This is a genomic window from Arcticibacter svalbardensis MN12-7, from assembly GCF_000403135.1.
GTDB lineage: Bacteria > Bacteroidota > Bacteroidia > Sphingobacteriales > Sphingobacteriaceae > Arcticibacter > Arcticibacter svalbardensis.
On the sequence record NZ_AQPN01000145.1, the window covers coordinates 150640 to 170506 of the forward strand.

17 protein-coding genes are annotated in these 19867 nt (G+C 37.1%); 9 read left to right on the forward strand and 8 right to left on the reverse strand.

The window, feature by feature from the left end:
- Positions 1-8 precede the first annotated feature (8 nt).
- The 6 genes from ADIARSV_RS19745 to ADIARSV_RS21685 form a co-directional block, all read right to left on the reverse strand.
- Positions 9-1325, reverse strand: coding sequence for a gliding motility-associated lipoprotein (locus ADIARSV_RS19745; protein WP_016197453.1), 1317 nt, complete (start codon positions 1323-1325; stop codon positions 9-11).
- 139 nt (positions 1326-1464) lie between these two features.
- Positions 1465-2232, reverse strand: a complete 768-nt coding sequence (locus tag ADIARSV_RS19750; protein WP_016197454.1) for a uroporphyrinogen-III synthase — start codon at positions 2230-2232, stop codon at positions 1465-1467.
- 7 nt (positions 2233-2239) lie between these two features.
- Positions 2240-3178 (reverse strand): DUF4271 domain-containing protein, encoded by a 939-nt coding sequence (locus ADIARSV_RS19755; protein WP_016197455.1) that lies wholly within the window; start codon positions 3176-3178, stop codon positions 2240-2242.
- Positions 3179-3201: 23 nt separating this feature from the next.
- Entirely contained in the window at positions 3202-3612 is a 411-nt protein-coding gene (locus tag ADIARSV_RS19760; protein WP_040300730.1) for a hypothetical protein, read from the reverse strand.
- Positions 3613-3674: 62 nt separating this feature from the next.
- On the reverse strand, positions 3675-4703 hold the full coding sequence (locus tag ADIARSV_RS19765; RefSeq protein ID WP_016197457.1) for a nucleoid-associated protein: 1029 nt from the start codon (positions 4701-4703) through the stop codon (positions 3675-3677).
- 395 nt (positions 4704-5098) lie between these two features.
- Entirely contained in the window at positions 5099-5293 is a 195-nt protein-coding gene (locus ADIARSV_RS21685; protein WP_016197459.1) for a hypothetical protein, read from the reverse strand.
- Between the two features lie 237 nt (positions 5294-5530).
- Between ADIARSV_RS21685 and ADIARSV_RS22015 the strand changes: the two genes are divergently transcribed.
- The 5 genes from ADIARSV_RS22015 (at position 5531) to ADIARSV_RS19790 (ending at position 13066) form a co-directional block, all read left to right on the forward strand.
- The gene (locus tag ADIARSV_RS22015) at positions 5531-6142 is read left to right on the forward strand and encodes a TetR/AcrR family transcriptional regulator (protein ID WP_016197460.1); all 612 of its coding nucleotides are present in this window, start codon (positions 5531-5533) and stop codon (positions 6140-6142) included.
- Positions 6139-7488, forward strand: coding sequence for a TolC family protein (locus tag ADIARSV_RS19775; RefSeq protein ID WP_016197461.1), 1350 nt, complete (start codon positions 6139-6141; stop codon positions 7486-7488). The genes ADIARSV_RS22015 and ADIARSV_RS19775 overlap by 4 nt, the downstream gene beginning before the upstream one ends.
- Before the next feature lie 3 nt (positions 7489-7491).
- On the forward strand, positions 7492-8628 hold the full coding sequence (locus tag ADIARSV_RS19780; RefSeq protein ID WP_235048455.1) for an efflux RND transporter periplasmic adaptor subunit: 1137 nt from the start codon (positions 7492-7494) through the stop codon (positions 8626-8628).
- Positions 8629-8655: 27 nt separating this feature from the next.
- Entirely contained in the window at positions 8656-11856 is a 3201-nt protein-coding gene (locus ADIARSV_RS19785) for an efflux RND transporter permease subunit (RefSeq protein WP_016197463.1), read from the forward strand.
- Positions 11857-12049: 193 nt separating this feature from the next.
- The gene (locus ADIARSV_RS19790) at positions 12050-13066 is read left to right on the forward strand and encodes a LacI family DNA-binding transcriptional regulator (RefSeq protein ID WP_016197464.1); all 1017 of its coding nucleotides are present in this window, start codon (positions 12050-12052) and stop codon (positions 13064-13066) included.
- A 501-nt stretch (positions 13067-13567) separates the two neighbouring features.
- Here ADIARSV_RS19790 and uxuA read toward each other — a convergent pair.
- Together uxuA and ADIARSV_RS19800 are read right to left on the reverse strand one after the other, a co-directional pair.
- Positions 13568-14752: a mannonate dehydratase gene (gene uxuA / locus ADIARSV_RS19795; RefSeq protein ID WP_016197465.1), complete on the reverse strand. Its 1185-nt coding sequence runs from the start codon at positions 14750-14752 to the stop codon at positions 13568-13570.
- A 15-nt stretch (positions 14753-14767) separates the two neighbouring features.
- On the reverse strand, positions 14768-15610 hold the full coding sequence (locus tag ADIARSV_RS19800) for an SDR family oxidoreductase (RefSeq protein WP_016197466.1): 843 nt from the start codon (positions 15608-15610) through the stop codon (positions 14768-14770).
- 886 nt (positions 15611-16496) lie between these two features.
- Between ADIARSV_RS19800 and ADIARSV_RS22020 the strand changes: the two genes are divergently transcribed.
- The 4 genes from ADIARSV_RS22020 (at position 16497) to ADIARSV_RS23295 (ending at position 19375) form a co-directional block, all read left to right on the forward strand.
- Complete coding sequence (locus ADIARSV_RS22020; RefSeq protein WP_394331159.1) at positions 16497-16682, forward strand: glycoside hydrolase family 95-like protein; 186 nt, start codon at positions 16497-16499, stop codon at positions 16680-16682.
- Positions 16683-16757: 75 nt separating this feature from the next.
- Positions 16758-18734 (forward strand): SGNH/GDSL hydrolase family protein, encoded by a 1977-nt coding sequence (locus ADIARSV_RS20870; protein ID WP_016197470.1) that lies wholly within the window; start codon positions 16758-16760, stop codon positions 18732-18734.
- A gap of 151 nt (positions 18735-18885) precedes the next feature.
- Positions 18886-19191: an alpha-L-fucosidase gene (locus ADIARSV_RS22280; protein WP_262482261.1), complete on the forward strand. Its 306-nt coding sequence runs from the start codon at positions 18886-18888 to the stop codon at positions 19189-19191.
- Entirely contained in the window at positions 19148-19375 is a 228-nt protein-coding gene (locus ADIARSV_RS23295) for an alpha-L-fucosidase (protein WP_200864787.1), read from the forward strand. The genes ADIARSV_RS22280 and ADIARSV_RS23295 overlap by 44 nt, the downstream gene beginning before the upstream one ends.
- Positions 19376-19867: the final 492 nt, after the last annotated feature.

Genomic DNA, 19867 nt, shown 5'->3' on the forward strand with positions numbered 1-19867 from the left:
TTGAATTTCTAAATTGAACTCTTGTCTCTAATATCCCTTCCCGGGAAACGAGTTACACAGCGGAAACCTATATATGATTTTGATGTATCCTGATATTCATAAGTTCGAGTTGAATTTTGCAGGAAATAACCTATGTCTTTCCATGAACCTCCTCTTACTACCTTTCTCTTCATTACCTCCGGATCACTGGCTTTCGCTTCATAACTAAATACCGGATTTAAATCATGAACAAATGTAGAAGCCGACTCATCATAAGCAGACGAGGTCCATTCTGCTACATTACCTGCCATATTATAAAGACCATAGTCATTTGGAAAATAAGACTTTACATTTACAGTAGTGGCTCCTCCATCGTCATTATAGTTTCCACGTCCTGGCTTAAAGTTAGCCATCAGACATCCCTTTGCATTGCGTATATAGGGTCCCCCCCATGGATAATCAGTTCCAATCCGTCCACCACGAGCTGCATATTCAAATTCTGCTTCTGATGGTAAACCATAAGGAAGACGAGGACCTCTTTTTCCATTTTCGGAATTTCCATATAATCTGGTTCGCCATACCGTAAAGGCCCTGGCCTGTCTCCATGTCACTCCTACTACCGGATAATTAGCATATGAAGGATGTGTAAAATAGCCCTCTGTTAATGGATCATTTTGCGCATAAGCAAAGTCAGCTAACCAACTAAGGGTATCAGGATAAATTGCGACTGTATCTCTAAAAATAAAGTCTGACCTCTTCTTTGTTCGATCACCACGGTTATTTGCGGCATTCTGCAAATTCATCATAGCAAAATTATATTTCAGCAAGCGCACATCAATCTCATTCTGATCGAATATCCTGTCCTCTCCCTGGTAATACATTCCCTGAAGTTTGTTTACGTTTGCTGTGTTCTTTTTGTTTCCCCAAATTGAAGATCCATCTCCAACCTTTCTCCAATCTATATTTTTTCGGGACGAAGTATTCTCTCCTTGCTTATTCGGCTGTATAAAAAATTGTGGATCCTGTAAATAGTCAGTAATAGCAATCGAATCTCTAACCCAGTTTACAAACTGATGGTATTCACTGTTTGTAATTTCAGTTTCATCCATGTAAAATGCCTGAACAGTGACTTGTTTATTTTGAGCAACTTGAGAAAATGTTATATCCTGATCTGTTTGACCCATAATAAAAGTACCAGCCGGCACATAAACCATTCCATAAGGGACTTGATTTGTACTCACTTTCTTGCTCTTTACTCCTATTAATTCTCCTCCTGCTCCACCTTTACCGCAACTTGCGAAAATAACTGAGATGAGGAAAAAAGCAACAATGGAAACTTTTTTCATTTGTAAATGATACACTTTAAATATTAGACTAAGATATTAAAACCTTTACTAATTGAGGCCAACTGTGTAAAAATTTTCTCATATATTCTCAATTAATACTCAATATGCTTAAGATAGACTACTTTAAGTTCATAAACCTCTACTTATTGGCTATTTTCAGATATTGTTCTATAGCCATAGTCATACTAGGGGCTGCAGGTGTTGGAGCTGGAATATCAAGAATTAAATTCCTTTCATGAATTGCTTTCTGCGTACTGACGCCAAAGGCCGCAATACGCGTATCATTTTGTACAAAAGTTGGGAAATTTTTATACAGCGACTGAATACTTGATGGGCTAAAAAAGGCAATAACATCATAAAACACATCAGCTAAATCTGAAAGATCACTACAAACAGTGCGAAATAATACAGCAGGAGTTATATCATAACCATTATCCTGCATAAATTTCAACATTTCTTCGGCCGCCATATCAGAACATGGATACAAAAACTTTTCTGACGCATTCTTTTTTAAAACCTCTGCAAGATCTGCTGCAGTTTGCTTACCAAAAAAGATTTTACGCTTCCTGTACTGGATATACTTTTGCAAATACAACGCGATATTCTCTGAAAGACAAAAATATTTCATTTCTGAGGGGACGTCATATCTCATCTCTTCACAGATTCTGAAAAAATGATCAGCTGCATTTCTACTAGTAAAAACAACAGAGCTGAAGTCAGCTAAATTGATTTTTTCTTTTCTGAAATCCTTTGCTGATACGGCATCAACATGTATAAATGAACGAAAGTCAACTTTTACATTGTACTTTTTCGCAAGTTCATAATAAGGCGATTTTTCTGTTTCCGGTTTTGGTAAAGTAACCAAAACATTCTTAACTTTCTTTCTTCTTGAGTCTGATAACTGCATCTTTATTTTAGAACCTGAGAGCTTTAATTAACACTAATATTGGGCAGATTTCGAGGGCACAAAGATACAGAATTAAATATAGTTTAGGGAACTTGTAGCTTGTTAAAATATTTGAAACAGCCCGGGTGAACTGAAAAAAAGCAATAAATAGGATTAAGGCTAAAGACAAATAGATATAATACGGTGCAAAGCGTGTAGGGGTTAAACTAAAGGCAACAACAATTGGCAGAAACAATAGAGCTGCACTAAAATAGCTTAAAAATAGTATTGAAATATACTCCTTAACCAACTTTACCGAGTCAAACAGAAACCCAAGCAGTCTTAGCAAAATAATTTTTAATGTAAACAACCCAATTACAATCATGGAAAGCCTTAAAAACCATTGAAAACCACTATATGAATAGGAGAGTTGAAAATATTTCCCACATTGATATAAAAACATACCAATAGTAAAGCCAAACAGTAAATAGAGAAACACAAAAGGCCATGAATTAAAAAACTTCTCCTCCTTATTTATCTGACCTAAAACCCGGTTACTGAAAAAAGCATTTATGATAGCTGATAGTTCATTAAAGAACATGTTTCTCAAAATAGCGAAGAGAATAAGAGCCACAAATACAAATGCGATAACCCATAGTTCCCCTTTTTTTCTTGGAGCACCTTTATTATACTGCTGCTCATTTTTTACAAATTTTTTTGCCCAACCAACAAAATCCAGGTTTTTTACAGTATGTACAGCAATAAGGCTATCCTTAAAAAGATTTGCTCTATTAGGATCCGGTGCCTGGAAAGAATTTATATTTAAAGAATATACTGAATCAGATAGAACAGATGAATCTTGTAAAGAATGCATTTCCAGAACCGCAGAATCGACCTGAGCTTGCAGCGTAATACTATTTAAAAAAAATAGAACTGAGAGAAGAGGCAGAAATCTAACCGAGACCATAACTTATATATTCGCAAATGTAGTTATTTTGCAGTCACTTTTCGAGCAGTAACACGTACTGCATCTGCCTCCATGGTTTCAAATACCAAAATATCCTGATCAAATTTCTTTATCAAAAAACGAATACTCCTAATCTTCCCGTCAGCCATACTTTCCTGATAACTTATCGTAGGATACTCAATTTTAAAAGTACCATGAGAAAGCTGCTTGCCTCCCCACATCATCACTATATCCCCTTTCGAGGTAAAGGTAATAGATGGATCATTTGCAGAAAGCTCTTCCTCTGATGTTGTATTTGGAGGATTTTGATTAGGGTTTTCCACTTTAATATACTTCCATTCTCCATAAAAGTCTTGCGTTTTTGGAGATGAAGAACAGCCAAACGATATCAACACAGTACAATACACAAGTATTCGAAAAGTTTTTTTTAACATATCATATTAAATTAAATCAATAATGAGATTGGAATCCGCTATTCTTCTTCCTTAAAATAAACTTAATAATTCATAGACTTTCCATCATCAAAACCCTTTTCAATGAATTCCCTGTTTCCATGAATATAAATATGAAAATTCTTATCTAACTTTAAAACAGTTTTATAGTTTTTAGTCTGGCTTTTAACTGCCGCTGCTGAAATATCAAAAGAATCACTAATCTCTGTACTGAATTCTTGTTCATAATTGCTCTTGAACGTTTTAAATGATTCAATTGCTATAGTATTACCTATCACCTCCCTGGAAAATTCATCTATATCAAAGCTGTCCTTATCTTTGAAATACTTCATTGATTTATTTAAAAGGTCAATTTTGTCAGCCTTTGTCACTTCAAACTCTGCTTCTACTGCTGAGGTAATAAAACTTTTATATACGCCCAAAGTGTTGAAAGTTTGATTATAACTATCATTACGAATCCCTAATTTCAAAAAATCATCCTTCCAGTATACGGCTTCTGAACTTCGGTTCGTTTGATCTGCCACCATCACCTTGTACCCCAATTCTTTTTCTGTCTTAAAAATCAGCGCTCCCTTATCCAGCTTATTGATGTCAATTCCACTTTCTTCATATTCCATCTCAAACCCACTTTGAACTGGCAATATTTTTAGATAAGTATCCTTTGTCTCTGATTTAAATATGCCAAGGGCATCCAAAAGCTCACCTTCAATTTGAACATTTTTAAACAAGACGACATAAAGTTCACCTGATTTTATCTTAGGATGACTAGAGACCTCGTACAGATACTTTGCCATTAATTCACTATTTTCATGAAAGCATCCTGCATCATCAAAAATAGAAGTACAAAAATGAAATATCTCGTTTAAATCCAGATTATCACTTGAATGGATCAACCGATAAACTTCGTTTATTTTCTCAAAAGGTTTTAGAAAATACTGGAGAAGGAGTTTACTTAAAAATTCATCCTCTATTTTTAGAGGTTCTTCAGATAGAACATAAAATTCATCCTGCATCTTGTTTCCAATACGATGAATGGATAGTTGCTCAATTGAAGCTTCAAAAAAAGTGACCATAATAAAATTGTAAAAGGACGAAACTTAATGAAATATTTCTTCATTAGTATACTCTTGATCAAAATATACCGGATCCTTATGCCAAAATAGTAGGATATGGGCCATAATTATCCTTCCAGAAATTCCAATTTTTATAGAGATAGCGTAAATCTAAAGGGAGTTAAAAAGGTATTTACTGTTGAGCCAGCAACGAAATACCTCAGAAATTAAATCAGGTTATTAATCTTAAACACTGTCAAATATATTTTCAGGAAGCTTTATTAAAATAAAAAATGGCAATTTCCAATTAGAAAACTGCCAATAATTAATTTTTTATACTGTTGGGTACTAGTTAAAATCTGATTGCCAAGTACATTTTTGATTCATCATGTAGCCTCAATATCAATAAAACAGTGTTAATCGAAGAAAGCAGGTACATCCTCATCTTCCGTCATTAAGCTATCAATACGGGTACCACAATTCTGACATTCAAAAAAATCTTCCTGAATTCTCAAATCATCGTTTAATATTTGTACGTAATTTAATGGTGAGTTACAGCAGTGACAGGTAAATATGGATGTGCTCACTCTTGATATTTTTTCGTTAGCCATGACTTCTGGTTTGATGCATCAAAGTTACTTTCTTTCCACTTTCCTAATCTGATCAATATCATTTATCTACCTGACATTTGGCATAAAGAATATCTTTTAGCAAACATTAATGATAAAATTGCTACCTAAAATCGCAATATGTTAGAAATTTTACAAGGATTTCGATCATCTCATCCAAATGTCATTATCTAATCGAACACTATTTTTTTTTCATCTGAGCCCTATATTTGCAACCGAATGAACGTTCAATTAAACAATTTTACCTGTAAAAAGACAGCAATTTTTGATAGCACATTGTGCTTAATTAAGGAGCACGGCTTCCATGGTACACCTATGAGCCTGATCGCTAAAAATGCAAATGTAGCCGCCGGCACAATTTATCATTACTTTGAAAGTAAAGATGCCCTGATCAAAGCACTCTACATTTACGTCAAAGATGGTCTTGCCGACACAATACCCTTAGAAAACAATATCCTGTCTTACAAAGATCTGTTTATTCAATACTGGGTAGATCAATGCGAGTATTTTATAGCCCATGAAAATGCCTTATATTTTCTTGAGCAATACTTGACTTCCCCCTACAGGAATTCAAATCCTGAAATAGAAAGCAAACTATTTTTAACCCGAATCGTTCCATTTTTCCAAAAGGGCATTGATTCGGGACATATCCGCAAAATGGATTACCAACTGCTTATGCCTGTTATCCATGGAAGCATTGTTGCTGCGGCAAAATACCATTTATCAGGTCATTATGAATTTACAAAAGAAAAACTTCGAGAAACAGCCCTGATAATCTGGGATGGGATAAAAAAGCAACCTACTACAATTACCACTCACCCAATCATATGAAAATCAACAAACTAATCTTCTCATTAGTATTAGCTATACCCTTTGTTATACCGGGGAAAATAAACGGACAAACAGTAGCAGGAGATTCATCAATCAATAATGCTACTTTAGATCAGTGTATTCAATATGCGTTAAAAAACCAGCCAGCTGTTAAACAAGCACTCATCGATGAAGAAATTGGTGAACGGGACATCAAATCAGCACTCTCCGGTTGGTTGCCCCAAATAAATGGTAATGCAAATCTCAACCATAACCTTAAACAACAAGTTTCCGTATTCCCAGTGGATGGAGTGCCCACTAATGTAACTATAGGAACCAAAAACACCTCCTTAATATCGGTACAGGCTAATCAGAATATATTAAACGCAGGTTTAATCCAAGCATCTAAAACGGCAAAGTTCTTCAGACAACAGTTCAAACAAAACACAGAGAACAATGAAATAACTACAGTTGTCGATGTTAGTAAAGCTTTTTACGACATTTTGACCAGCAGAGAGCAGTTAAACATTACAGATGAAAATATCGCACGCCTTCAAAAACAATTAAAAGATGCATTTGCTCAATATGAAGGAGGCCTTGTCGATAAAACAGATTATAAACGTGCACAAATCAGCTTAAGTAACTCCCAAGCCGATAAAAAAAGAATTACCGAATTATTAAAATACAAATATGCTTACCTGAAACAGCTTATAGGTTACCCGGTAACCGCTGATTTTATGATCAATGCAAATAATACCAGCATGGAAAATGAAATATTGCTGGACACCACACAACAACTCAATTACCAGAACAGAGTTGAATACAGACAATTGGCCACACAGCGTGAACTGCAACGAATCAACACAAATTATAATAAACTAGCATACCTTCCAACCCTTTCAGCTTTCATTAATTACGGCGAAAATTATTTAAACGATAACTTTAGGAATCTGTATGATACCAATTACCCTAGCTCTGTTGGCGGCCTGACCCTCAGTATCCCTATTTTCCAGGGAACCAAACGTACCCAGGAAATACGAAAAGCACAACTACAGGAAAAAAGAGCCGATCTGGATCTGATACAAGCAAAAAATTCGATCTATAGCCAAACGGAAGCCGCTATGGCCTCATATAAAGCCAATCTGAATGATTGGAAAACATCCCGTCAGAACGTTACCCTTTCCCAGGAAGTGTATAATACCATCAAGGTTCAATATGATGAAGGTATTAAATCATACCTGGAACTGATGACAGCAGAAACTGATCTGCGCACCACTCAAATTAATTATCTCAATGCATTATACAGTTTGCTATCCAGTAAACTCGACGTACAACAGGCTTTAGGAACCATTACCATTCAACAATAACCCATGATGAATAACAAATTAACACTTGCTTCTTTACTAATAGGTGCCGTTTTATTTACGGCCTGTGGAGGATCAGATCAAAGCAAGCAACAAGCACAGGCAGCTCCACCAGCTGTCCCTGTCACTACTTATACCGTTCAAAAGGAACAAGTTAACGGCATTGATTCTTACCCGGGAACTATTGTTGCATTAAATGAAGTAGAACTTAGGGCCGAAGTAAATGGCTACATCACTGCTATTTATGTAAAAGATGGCCAAAAGGTATCAAAAGGACAGAAATTATATGAAATTGATCGTAGCCGATACCAGGCCGTCTACAATCAGGCAAATGCACAGCTTATGATAGCAAAAGCAAACCTGACTAAATCCCAAAAGGACTCAGAAAGGTATACCAGGCTTGCCGCACAAGATGCCATAGCGAAACAGCGTGTAGATTATGCACAGGCTGATTTACAAACCGCACAAGCACAAGTTTCCGCAGCGCAGGCTACTCTATCTAACGCCGCTACCGATCTTCGCCGCTCTACAATCATCGCCCCCTTAACAGGAAAAATAGGGATCACTATGATTAGAAAAGGAACATTAGTTACCGCTGGTTCAACCCTAATCAATACTCTTTCTGCGCCTGATCCAATTGGTGTAGACATCAATATCAACGAAAGTGACATCTCTTACTTTACCAGATTACAACAACAGAAAGCAGCCAGTTTTGACATTATTTTATCTGATCAAACGAAGTACTCCTCTAGCGGGAAAGTACTTGCTGTAGATCGAGCGGTAGATGCACAGACCGGCACCATTCGTGTTCGTGCCAGTTTCCCTAATAATAGCGGAAAACTTATTGCCGGTATGAATTGCACTGTTGAGGTACCCAATAAACAATCCGGTGAACAAATCACTATTCCTTACCAATCTGTAATTGAGCAATTGGGCGAATTTACTGTATATGTTGTAGGCGACAGTAATAAGGTAGCTCAACGTCAGGTTAAACTTGGCATTAAGGTAGCCGATAAAATTGTGATTCAGGAAGGACTGAAAGCAGGAGAAGTAATCGTCAGTGAAGGCACACAAAACCTCAAAGAAGGAGTCAAAGTGCAAACTGGAGCTCCTGCACAGGCAGCTACTGCCGCAAAGAAATAATGTTATTACAAAGTAGATAAAATCTATATGATCTCAGAAGTATTTATACGACGACCCGTCACCGCTATCGTCATCTCCATTCTGATTGTGCTGATTGGTGTTATTGTTTTAACCACGCTACCTATCAGTCAATACCCAAATATTGCCCCTCCAACGGTAACCGTAAGTAGTACCTATACAGGTGCAGATGCCGAAACAGTTGAAAAAACGGTTACCACACCCATAGAAAGTCAAATCAACGGTACACCAGGAATGTCTTATATGTCCTCCAACAGTACATCTGACGGACGTTCTGCTATTACCGTCACATTTGATGTGGGTACCGACATTGACATTGCCACACTGGACGTACAAAACCGGGTAGGTATTGCAGAACCTGCTCTTCCAGAAGCAGTAAGACGCCTTGGAGTAACAACCCGTAAAGCCAATACAGATATCCTGATGGTATTGGGACTATATTCTCCCAAAGGCACTCACGACGTTAAGTTCATGTCCAATTACGTGAATTTATATATACGGGATGCCATCCTTCGAGTACCTGGTGTAGGTGACGTACAGTCTTTTGGACAACCTTTTAGTATGCGTATCTGGCTGGACGCCGGAAAGATGGCCCAGCTGAACTTAACTCCAGCAGATGTATCTACCGCTATTCAGGAACAAAATGTAAGGGTTCCGGGAGGAAGTGTAGGTGGTGCCCCTCAACAATCCTCTCAGGCATTTGAGTTTTCGGTAATCCTTGATGGAGACCTTGAAACAGAAGATCAGTTTAAAAACATCATTATAAAAACGGGTGCAGACGGATCAATTGTATATTTAAAAGATGTCGCCCGGGTTGAACTTGGAGAATTCTCTTATGCAATCAATGCTAAAGTAAATGGCAAAGCAGCATCCATGATGGCTATCAATCAAATGCCAGGAGGAAATGCAGTCCAAACAGCTGAAGGGATTTATAAAACGCTGGAAGAACTAAAAAGATCCTTTCCAAGTGATATGGATTATACCATCGGTTACGAAACCGTTTCTGTAATCAACGTATCCATTGAGGCTGTTATTCATACCTTAATTGAAGCGCTTGTCTTGGTAACTCTTGTCGTATTCCTGTTCCTTCAAAGTTGGAGAGCGACTTTAATACCCGTACTGGCAATTCCAGTATCGATTATTGGTACATTCATTTTCTTTACTTTGCTTGGCTTTTCCATTAATACGTTAACCATGCTGGCCTTTGTACTGGCTATTGGTATAGTGGTGGATGACGCCATTGTGGTGGTAGAGGCTGTCCAGCATTATATCGATCACGAGAAGCTCTCTGCCAAAGAAGCAACCTCCAGAGCAATGAAAGATATTACAGCTCCGGTAATTGCCATCGCACTTATCCTTGCTGCAGTATTTATACCCGTTGGTTTTATTCCAGGAATGGTTGGTCAGCTCTATCAGCAGTTTTCCATTACCATTGCCGTATCTGTAATTATATCTGCCTTTATTGCATTATCACTTACACCGGCATTGTGCTCGCTGTTATTAGTACCAATGAACCTCAATAAAGAGTCAAGGGGGCTTAATAAATTCTTCTATAGATTCAATAGATGGTTTCAACATATTACAGGCAAGTATTCTAATGGTGTTCAATGGACCATTCGCAAAACACCTATGGCATTGATCCTTCTTGTATGTATTTTTATCGGAACAGTTGGATTATTTAGAAGCAAATCCGCCGGTTTCATTCCTAACGAAGATGCCGGTGTCTTTCTAATGGGAGTATCTCTTCCTGAAGGAGCTTCAGCAGCCCGTACGAATGCATTTATTGAAACCATTATAGGAAGAATTAAGAAAGAAATTCCTGAAGTCAAAAACATTACTTCAATCCAGGGAATTAACATCCTGAACAGGTCATTTAAATCAAATGCCGGAACTTTCTTCGTGCAAATGAAGAATTGGGACGAGCGCGAAAAAACCGTTGTGGAGGCCATAGGTCAAATCCAAGGTATGTTTGCTGGCAGCAAGGAAGGAAGTATACTGGCTGTTTCTCCACCCGCAATTCCCGGCTTAGGTGTCAGTGGGGGTTTTAGTATTCAAATTGAAGAGCAAACTGCTGGAAGCCTTAAAGATTTTCAAGCTGCGGCATATAAATTTCTTGGAGCAGTAAGCCAACGTCCGGAGATTGCCATGGCCTATACTTTGTTTAATGCCAATACGCCAAACTATCAACTTACAGTTGACCGGGAGCAAGCTAAAAAGATGGGTGTATCCGTTGGTGCTATTTATAGTACAATTTCCAGTTATCTTGGTAGTAGCTACATCAATGACTTTACCCGTTATGGAAGAAATTATCGGGTAGTTACACAGGCTGATACCACTTATCGTCAGCATATTGAAGATATAGGTAAACTATACGTCAAAAATTTAGCTGGGAATAATGTTCCTCTAAGCGGATTGGTCAAGTATCAGATAGCACAAACTGCTACAATTATCAATCATTACAATTTATTCCGTTCAATTGAAGTCAGTGGAAGTGCAGCAGCAGGATATAGTAGTGGTGATGCCCTTGATGCCCTTGAGGAAGTTGCCGCGCAAACCCTACCACAAGGTTATTCGTACAGCTTCTCCGGTTTAAGTGCCCAGGAACGTGAAGCAGGAAGCAGCACGCTACTCATTTTTGGATTATGTATTGTGTTCGTATTCCTTTTACTTGCGGCACTCTACGAGAGCTGGTCTGTCCCTTTCTCTATTTTGCTATCAGTTCCATTAGGACTCTTTGGTGCGATACTAGCGCTAACCTTCCTTCCAAAAATTGATAACAATATATATGCTCAGATTGGATTGGTTACCCTGATTGGTCTTGCCGCTAAAAATGCAATCTTAATTGTTGAGTTTGCTAAAGAACGTGTCGATTGGGGAATGGAAGTTGTTGCTGCGACTATCGAAGCTGTAAAATTAAGACTTCGACCTATTATCATGACCTCCATGGCCTTTATATTAGGTATTATCCCATTGATGCTTTCCTCAGGTGCTGGTGCCATCGCCCGTACAACGATTGGATGGACCGTATTTGGAGGGATGCTTGCAGCAACCCTACTAGCCATCTTTTTCGTTCCAGTTCTATTTATATTCATCACCCGCCTGGCTTATGGAAAAAAGAAACTTGAAGAACTTCAGGCTAATTACAATGCTGAACAGCATACAGACACGCTTCATGTTGACGAGAAAGACAATGAAGATGGTAAAATATAGTTAATGTTAATCGTTACAAAGAGGTTTATACCAAACAATTAAAATCGCTTTGTTCTCATAAAAAGGTATTAAACCAAACTGTCTAAGTTTGGTTTAATACCTTTTTTTTGCTAAAGTTCTAAATTGTCTCCTGATTCGTACCTCTCCCTCCAGTACGAACTCTAATCATAATTGTATATCTTCGTATTGGTATATGGATCATGTAAATTTAAAACGACTCGCAAAAGAACTAAACCTGGCCGTCTCTACGGTTTCCAGGGCATTAAGCGATAGTCACGACATTAGCATAGAAACCAAACGAAAAGTAATCAATCTTGCAAAGGAGTTAAACTATCAGCCTAATCCATTTGCAAGAAGCCTAAGAAAACGCAGTAGCAAGACGATTGCCATCATTTTACCCGAAATAGCTAATAATTATTTCTCCCTTGCCATTAATGGAATTGAAGAAGTTGCCCAGGATTACGACTACCATGTGCTGATCTATCTTACCCATGAGAATCATGCTAAAGAAGCTTCCATTATCCGGCATCTTTTGAATGGACGAGTAGATGGCGTATTAATGTCCTTATCAATTGAAACCGAAGACATCACTCACCTTCAGGAACTTCAGGAAAACAACATCCCCATCGTTTTCTTTGACCGTATTTGCGATAGCATTGATACCGTTAAAATAACCACAAATGACTATGAGAGCGGTTATCTGGCAACCAGTCACCTCATCAGTAAGGGTTGTAAAAATATTGCTTACTTAACCTTTTCAGGAAATCTCTCTATAGAACGGCAACGGATGAAGGGTTATCAGGATGCTTTAATACAGCACAATCTAGTTCCCAATGATCATTACATTGTGAGGTGCAATACCAACACTAAAGAAAGTCACACCAAAATTAAAACACTTTTTTCGGAGGAGAACAGGCCCGATGGGATCTTTGCTTCGGTAGAACTTCTGGCCATCCTATGTTATGAAGTATGTGCGGAAATGAAAATAAACATCCCGAATGATATCAAGATCATCGGATTTTCCAATCTTCGGACAGCCTCCTTACTTAATCCTGCACTCACTACGATAACTCAGCCCGCTTTTGATATGGGAAAAGAAGCCGCAAAAGCTCTATTTGAGGCACTAAAAAAGCCTCAGATACCAATGGAAAATAGAAATATAGTTTTACGGTCAACGCTAATTGAACGAGTATCGACTTCGAATACATAGACATTGAAATGAGGTCTAAATAAGTGTATCCTTTAAGCCGTAAAAACCCAGCACCTCTACCCTTGAAATTTCTGAGATATTAGAATTTTCATCAATAAAAAGTTTTCGAAGATATTCGTATTCGTCGGAAAAAGAATAGATAATAATGTTCCTATCTAAAAGAAACGGCATAGCTAAGAAAATGGAAGTTCCCTATCTGCGCGCTGTTCTCTTTCCCAATTAGCAGGATCCCTGAATGGAGATGGCCCAGTAGATTTGAAGTTTAATATTCGTTGTTTAATAACCTCCCTGGCACTCTTACCCGTATCAGTATCCTTCTTCTCAATAACAACATTAAGTTTCTTAGCCAGGGCTAAAATTTCAGCGATGCTCTGTCGTTACTAGATCTTAACATTAGTTCCATAATATCGCAGGTAATATTTATATAAAATTCCGAGTAAGAAATCTTACCCGGAATTTTTACTTTAACTCATTCATTGCAAAAATCAATCTTTATTTGATTTACCCCTTGCTCCTTATAATCCCCAATTCTAAACCTCTTAATTCTGCAAGACCTCTTAAACGACCAATGCCAGAATAACCCGGATTGGTTTTTTTCTTTAAATCATCCAGCATCTTATGTCCATGATCAGGTCTGAAAGGCATCCGCAAATCTTTACGACCAGCTGCCTTACGTTTATCCTGTTCTTCAACAAGCGCCTTCATCACTGCATACATATCGACATCACCATCCAAATGATCTGCTTCATTAAAATTCCCTTCATCATCACGACGGGTGCTTCTCAAATGAATAAAATGAATTCGATCGCCTAACCGCTCTACCATACCAGCAAGATCATTATCAGCCCGTACACCAAAAGAACCGGTACAAAACGTCAGGCCATTATTTGGACTATCAACTGCTTCATACAAGTCTTTAATATCCTGTTCTGTACTTACCACACGTGGCAAGCCTAATATTGGGAATGGAGGATCATCAGGGTGAATACATAATAACACACCAGCCTGTTCAGCAGCAGGTACTATATCAGTCAAAAAGCTATATAAGTTAGCCTTCAACTCTTTTGGCCCAGTTGCATCATATCCGGCAAGCACCTTTAAGAAATCATCAAGCGAATATCCCTCTTCAGATCCTGGAAGTCCCGCAATAATATTATTAACCAACTTCTGCTTATCATCCTCAGACAAAGCCTCAAAATAAACCTTCCCTCTAACCCGTTGCTCTTCGGTATAATTCGCTTCAGCACCAGGTCTTTTTAGAATATATAACTCAAATGCCGCAAATGCTGCTGCTTCAAAACGCAATGCAGTTGAACCATCAGGCATAGGATAATCCAGATTGGTCCGCGTCCAATCCAGTACAGGCATAAAATTATAACACACAGTATCAATACCACAAGCCCCCAGATTAATCAGTGTTTCTTGATAATTCGAAATATACTTCTCGTAATCACCCGTACGTTTTTTGATATCCTCATGCACAGGTACACTTTCCACAACAGACCATGTTAAACCGGCTTGTTCTACTATCGCTATTCTTTTTTGAATTTCCTCCTGAGACCATACCTGGCCATTCGGGATATGGTGTAAAGCCGTTACGATTCCCGTAGCGCCCGCCTGTCTGATATCGGATAAAGATACTGGATCATTCGGTCCGTACCATCTCCATGTTTGTTCTAATGACATGTCTTTAATTTAAAATTAAACTCCACTAAATGCACTGAATCCACCATCAATTGGAATCACTACACCAGTTACAAACTTCGATCCATCACCACACAACCATAATAAAGTCCCGGTAAGATCATCTGGTGTACCAAAACGACTCATTGGTGTTTGCGCAATAATTGTATTTCCACGGTCGGTTAAACTCCCATCCGTATTGGTTAACAATGTTCTATTTTGATCAGTAAGGAAAAATCCAGGAGCCAACGCATTTACACGGATCCCTACTTTCGAAAAATGAACCGCCAGCCATTGTGTAAAGTTTGATACAGCCGCTTTAGCACCACTATATGCAGGAATTTTAGTTAATGGAGTAAAGGCATTCATGGATGATATATTGATGATAGAAGCACCAGTTTTGCCAATCATATCTTTTGCAAAGACTTGAGTAGGCAGCAGCGTTCCTATAAAGTTTAAATCGAACACAAATTTGATACCTTCAGGATCAAGGTCGAAAAAAGTTTTAAGACCTTCTTCTGTTGAGGTCAGATCTTCTGCATATAAATATGGTTTAGAAGTTGTTCCCTTAGGATGATTACCACCGGCACCATTGATCAGAAGATCGCAAGATCCAAGTTCCTTATTCACTTTTTCATGTGCCAATTTAAGGCTTTCGACCTCCAACACATTGCAGGCAACACCTATTGCCTCACCACCGTTTTCCCTTATTTCTGCAGCTACACGTTCTGCTACTTCTAATCTTAAATCTAAGATGGCAATTTTTGCTCCTTTATTAGAAAGCGCCTTTGCCATTGTACTGCATAACACACCACCACCACCGGTAATCACTGCTACTTTGCCTGAAAATTCTGAAGACATATCCTGTTTGGTTTAATTTAATCTATTATTGGATGAGTAAAATTGATGAAAAAAAAGGGATCGCAACAGCTTTTCAAAGGATTTATTTACGGAAACGATTGTGTATGATTCCAATAAAAACTCATGCATTTTGAAGTTTAAGGAAAATTTTTACACAAGTGCATATGTTTTTTGTTTTACAGCACAATTACTTATTGTAATGATATTGAGCGTTTTAGTTCAAAGAAACAACAGGTATACTTGCATATAAATTCACATGACGTTTTTATGCGCTATACACTTCCTGTCTTGATGCTGTTATTTGCAGCAGTCGCTACTTCAAAACCAATTCCTTCACGAATACCGGTTACTCTACTGTTCATAATTTGGCCACTTTTAAACGCAGCATACAGGTAGCATACCTCCTTCAATTGCGATAGAACAATTCATTAACTGATCAGGTAAATTCAAAAGGCTCCAATTTGTTAGGAGCAGGTGTAAACGATAATATAGAACTATCGAATTACGGTATTATGGCCCGAACAAAAATCAATGCGCACTTTGATGCTAATATTCTACTTAATTTGACCGATTTTTCTAAAAACAGAAAAAATTTTATCTGACTGTGTCAGATTCATGGAATTTAAACAAAACCTATTTCGTGTAAACTGGTGTAATTCGTGTAAGAAAAATCATAAAATAATTTTATTACGTTTGACCTGATTATTTTCTGAATTAGCCATAGGCACGTTAACTTTTAATATTGAAATTAATATAGGGAGGTACTAATAACCCCTTTTAGAATATCCAATCTTAGAATATAAAAATAAATAGATGAGAATAGAAAAGTCAAACGGGTGAAATTAACCTATTACCAGCGCTTCCAGACGCTTGGCCTTCAGGAACTATAAAAGGATTGAAAGCAAGAGGAAATATAACTGTTGGTATAAATTGGAAAGAGGCTAAACTGGTTAAAGTGAGTTTAAAATCAATAAAAAACCAAACCATTATAGTAAGATACGGAAATTTAAAAAAGGAAGTAACCTTAAAAGCAGAAAAAGAAACTGTTTTTGATGGAGCATCGTTTCAATAAAACTTCATCCTTAAAAGAATAAAAATAAAATTTAAAAAAAAATAGAAAAATACAATTAGTCTACTATTATTAACAATGATTCTGTTTTCGGCACAAGCCAAAAACAACTTGCGTGATACCATCTTTATCAATTCAGTAGAGAAACTAGCTGAATACGCAGAAAAAAGCAATGTGTTGGTTAAAATGAAACCAGGTGAATATACCATTAAGTCCGTTTCAATAGGAAAGTTGAGTGTTTTTAAATATGGTGAAAATAATAATAAGAAAGGTGATTTTAGTATTGGTTCATTAATTCATTTTTCTGGAAATAATAGTAGTTACTTTCTAACGGGTGTAACTTTAAATCTCGACACCAAGCTGCATAAAAACTATGGGAAAAGTGAATTCGCCGAATTTTTAGTAAGTGGAAATAATAACTACATCGAAGGTTTAAAAGCTAAGGATGTTGGCGATGATGTTCCTGCAAATCGTATACAAATGCTCACTATCATGGGTGATGATAACACGATTAAAAATGCAGATTTAGTTATTCAGGGGTCTTCTCCTTATGGTTACGGACATTTATTAGGTAAAGGAGGAGGAGCCTTGGTTCCCTTACATAAGCATTCTATTTTGTTGGTTGAAGGAACTAATACCAAACTAATAGGATGTAAGGTGGTGACACATGCGTATGGTCATGCTATTTTTATGCAAGGAGCAGTGAATACATTGATACAAGATTGTTATGTAGAAGGAAAAATGAGGTCAACTAATGAAATGCTGGCCGAAACTTCAGGCTTGGCTTTTAATGTTGGGTTTAAAAGTGATTATCCGCCGGGGAAAATTTTGGCAAATGAAATGAAATCACTTTCTGAAGATGGCATTAGAAGTTATCCCACAGGAGGATTAAGCGGCAGACGCACCCAAGGCATAACCGTTATTAACTGCACTGTAAAAAATATGCGTTCTGGGTTCGATTTAAGCGCAAATTTGTCACCAACTAAAATAACTAATTCCACCGCAATTGGTTGTCAGGAAAAAGCATTTTCTATAGGCACAAATGGTGTTATTGAAAACTCCAAAGGGGACGCTTTATACGGGCCACTTATTACCTTTGTGGGGAATGATGTAAAAAATTGTAAAGTAGAGCTAGAGTTAATCGATAGCACTAGCGAGTACGCTGTCGCTCGCTTGGCCGAAATTAATGGATCAGGACACAACATCACCATACGTAATTATCAAAATAAAAAACGCAGTGTTGCATCTCCAATAGTATTTGGCGAATCGTTTTGGGATGATGTACATCGCTATAGAAACCCTACCGATCCTCAAGGCACTTATGCTGGAGCAGCAAATATTAAACTGTTTAATTATACAGGAATGCCAGTGAGATTAAACGATTTGGCAATTAATTGTACCGTAAGCAATACTGAAAATACTATTAACAAAGTAGTGAATGCTGGTATTGGAGGAAACGCTACAAGCGATTTACTAAAACGAGTAGATAAAGATGTTGTAGCCAACAAACCCGATTTAGTCATCATGATGGTGGGGACCAATGATATGTTGAATTCTAACAAAATGGTTGATTATAAAACATACACTGCCAACTTAGAAAAATTAATCAAAAAAATTAAATCGGCTGGAAGCAAGTTGGTTTTAATGAGTCCTATTCCAGCAGACAGCATTTACTTGTTTTCAAGACATGACAAAAGTCTCTTTTCGGAAACGCCAAATCAAAAAATAGATCAGGTTGGTAAAATTGTTAAAACTTTGGCGGCCGAAAACAATGTGCTTTTTTATGATTTAAATGCCGAATTTAAAGCACAGAACTTGCCGCTGCACAATCAAGATATACTAATTAGTAATGAAAAGAATAGCGGAAAGAAAGATGGTGTACATCCCACAGCATTAGGATATCGCTTTATTGCCCAAAATGTATATTTCTTTTTAAAAGCAAAAGGTCTATTAGATCCAAACCAAAAAATCATTTGCTTCGGGGACTCAATTACCCGCGGAGGTGGACAAGGTGCAAATTACCCAACTTATCTCAGTGAGCTTCTAGAATTATAAATAGTGTAAAATAGGCATATGCACGAATGAACTGTTTATTCTGGGTTTTTATAAGCATAGAACTTAAAAAAAACTGCATAAATGGGGGAGTTCTGCAAGACCCAAATTTGATACTCCAGAACCGTATTATAAATATGGTCAAGACCACGATTTGAATATTTATTTGGAATTTATGTCCCATCAAATTGATGAATTATTGACAAATTATTCACCTATAGCTGGGATATGGTTAGATGGTATTGGTGGTCCATTATCAGGACATCGTTCTCTTTTTAAATGTCAAGAATTGTATGATATGATTCATTCTAAACAGCCTAAAGTACTAGTTTCTTACAAACAAGGTTTATTGGGAACTGAAGATTTTTTAGCTCCGGAACGAAAGTTTGATGCCAAAGATAAAATAACAAAACCACTTGCAACGACAAGGTTGGGGATATACCAAAACAGAAGATGGTAAACACAAAACCAAAGAAGAGGTCATCACAATGTTAAAAAAAGCAAACAGTTATCCTGCAAATTTATTATTAAACACAGGACCACTTCCTTCGGGAGAAATGCACCCAGAAGATGTTAAATTTAAGCTTCGCTTCAGGAAGTATGCCTTCCTCAAAGTACAAAAATGTACTTTCCATACTTTGTAAACTTACGTAGCTCTCTTTTAAACCATTAACAGAATCTGGTGTGTCAAAACCTGTTATACCTAAAGTGAAAACGCTAACTAGTCCAGACCGAATGCTTTCTATAATTTGACTTGAATTTAAATGAACTGGAATATATATTTCTGAAGCAAAATCAACATGTTCTTTTAATTTTTTAGCAAACTCTTTTATGTTTTGTATGATTTCTTTTGTAGGCTCACCATAAACAGCTTCATGTAACGCTTATAAACCAGAGGGTTCAATAATATTACCTACTTCATAATACTCACTTATTTTAGGTAAAGGAGCACCATTAATATACGTTCCGTTATAGGAGGTTTGGTAGTAATCAAAAATAAATTCAATCTCTTTATAAGCTAACCTCGTTATTTCAATCTTCTTTTTAAATTTTTTAATTCATTTATAGGAGTAGATTCACTATTTATAGATATTAGTATATTAACTTCATTTTGAAATTTATAAAAATTTAATGTA

Excerpts from the sequence above, each read along its gene's own strand:
- ADIARSV_RS19745 (WP_016197453.1), bottom strand. The coding sequence starts at position 1,325 with ATGAAAAAAGTTTCCATTGTTGCTTTTTTCCTCATCTCAGTTATTTTC.
- ADIARSV_RS19750 (WP_016197454.1), bottom strand. The coding sequence starts at position 2,232 with ATGCAGTTATCAGACTCAAGAAGAAAGAAAGTTAAGAATGTTTTGGTT.
- ADIARSV_RS19755 (WP_016197455.1), bottom strand. The coding sequence starts at position 3,178 with ATGGTCTCGGTTAGATTTCTGCCTCTTCTCTCAGTTCTATTTTTTTTA.
- ADIARSV_RS19760 (WP_040300730.1), bottom strand. The coding sequence starts at position 3,612 with ATGTTAAAAAAAACTTTTCGAATACTTGTGTATTGTACTGTGTTGATA.
- ADIARSV_RS19765 (WP_016197457.1), bottom strand. The coding sequence starts at position 4,703 with ATGGTCACTTTTTTTGAAGCTTCAATTGAGCAACTATCCATTCATCGT.
- ADIARSV_RS21685 (WP_016197459.1), bottom strand. The coding sequence starts at position 5,293 with ATGGCTAACGAAAAAATATCAAGAGTGAGCACATCCATATTTACCTGT.
- ADIARSV_RS22015 (WP_016197460.1), top strand. The coding sequence starts at position 5,531 with ATGAACGTTCAATTAAACAATTTTACCTGTAAAAAGACAGCAATTTTT.
- ADIARSV_RS19775 (WP_016197461.1), top strand. The coding sequence starts at position 6,139 with ATGAAAATCAACAAACTAATCTTCTCATTAGTATTAGCTATACCCTTT.
- ADIARSV_RS19780 (WP_235048455.1), top strand. The coding sequence starts at position 7,492 with ATGATGAATAACAAATTAACACTTGCTTCTTTACTAATAGGTGCCGTT.
- ADIARSV_RS19785 (WP_016197463.1), top strand. The coding sequence starts at position 8,656 with ATGATCTCAGAAGTATTTATACGACGACCCGTCACCGCTATCGTCATC.
- ADIARSV_RS19790 (WP_016197464.1), top strand. The coding sequence starts at position 12,050 with ATGGATCATGTAAATTTAAAACGACTCGCAAAAGAACTAAACCTGGCC.
- uxuA (WP_016197465.1), bottom strand. The coding sequence starts at position 14,752 with ATGTCATTAGAACAAACATGGAGATGGTACGGACCGAATGATCCAGTA.
- ADIARSV_RS19800 (WP_016197466.1), bottom strand. The coding sequence starts at position 15,610 with ATGTCTTCAGAATTTTCAGGCAAAGTAGCAGTGATTACCGGTGGTGGT.
- ADIARSV_RS20870 (WP_016197470.1), top strand. The coding sequence starts at position 16,758 with ATGATTCTGTTTTCGGCACAAGCCAAAAACAACTTGCGTGATACCATC.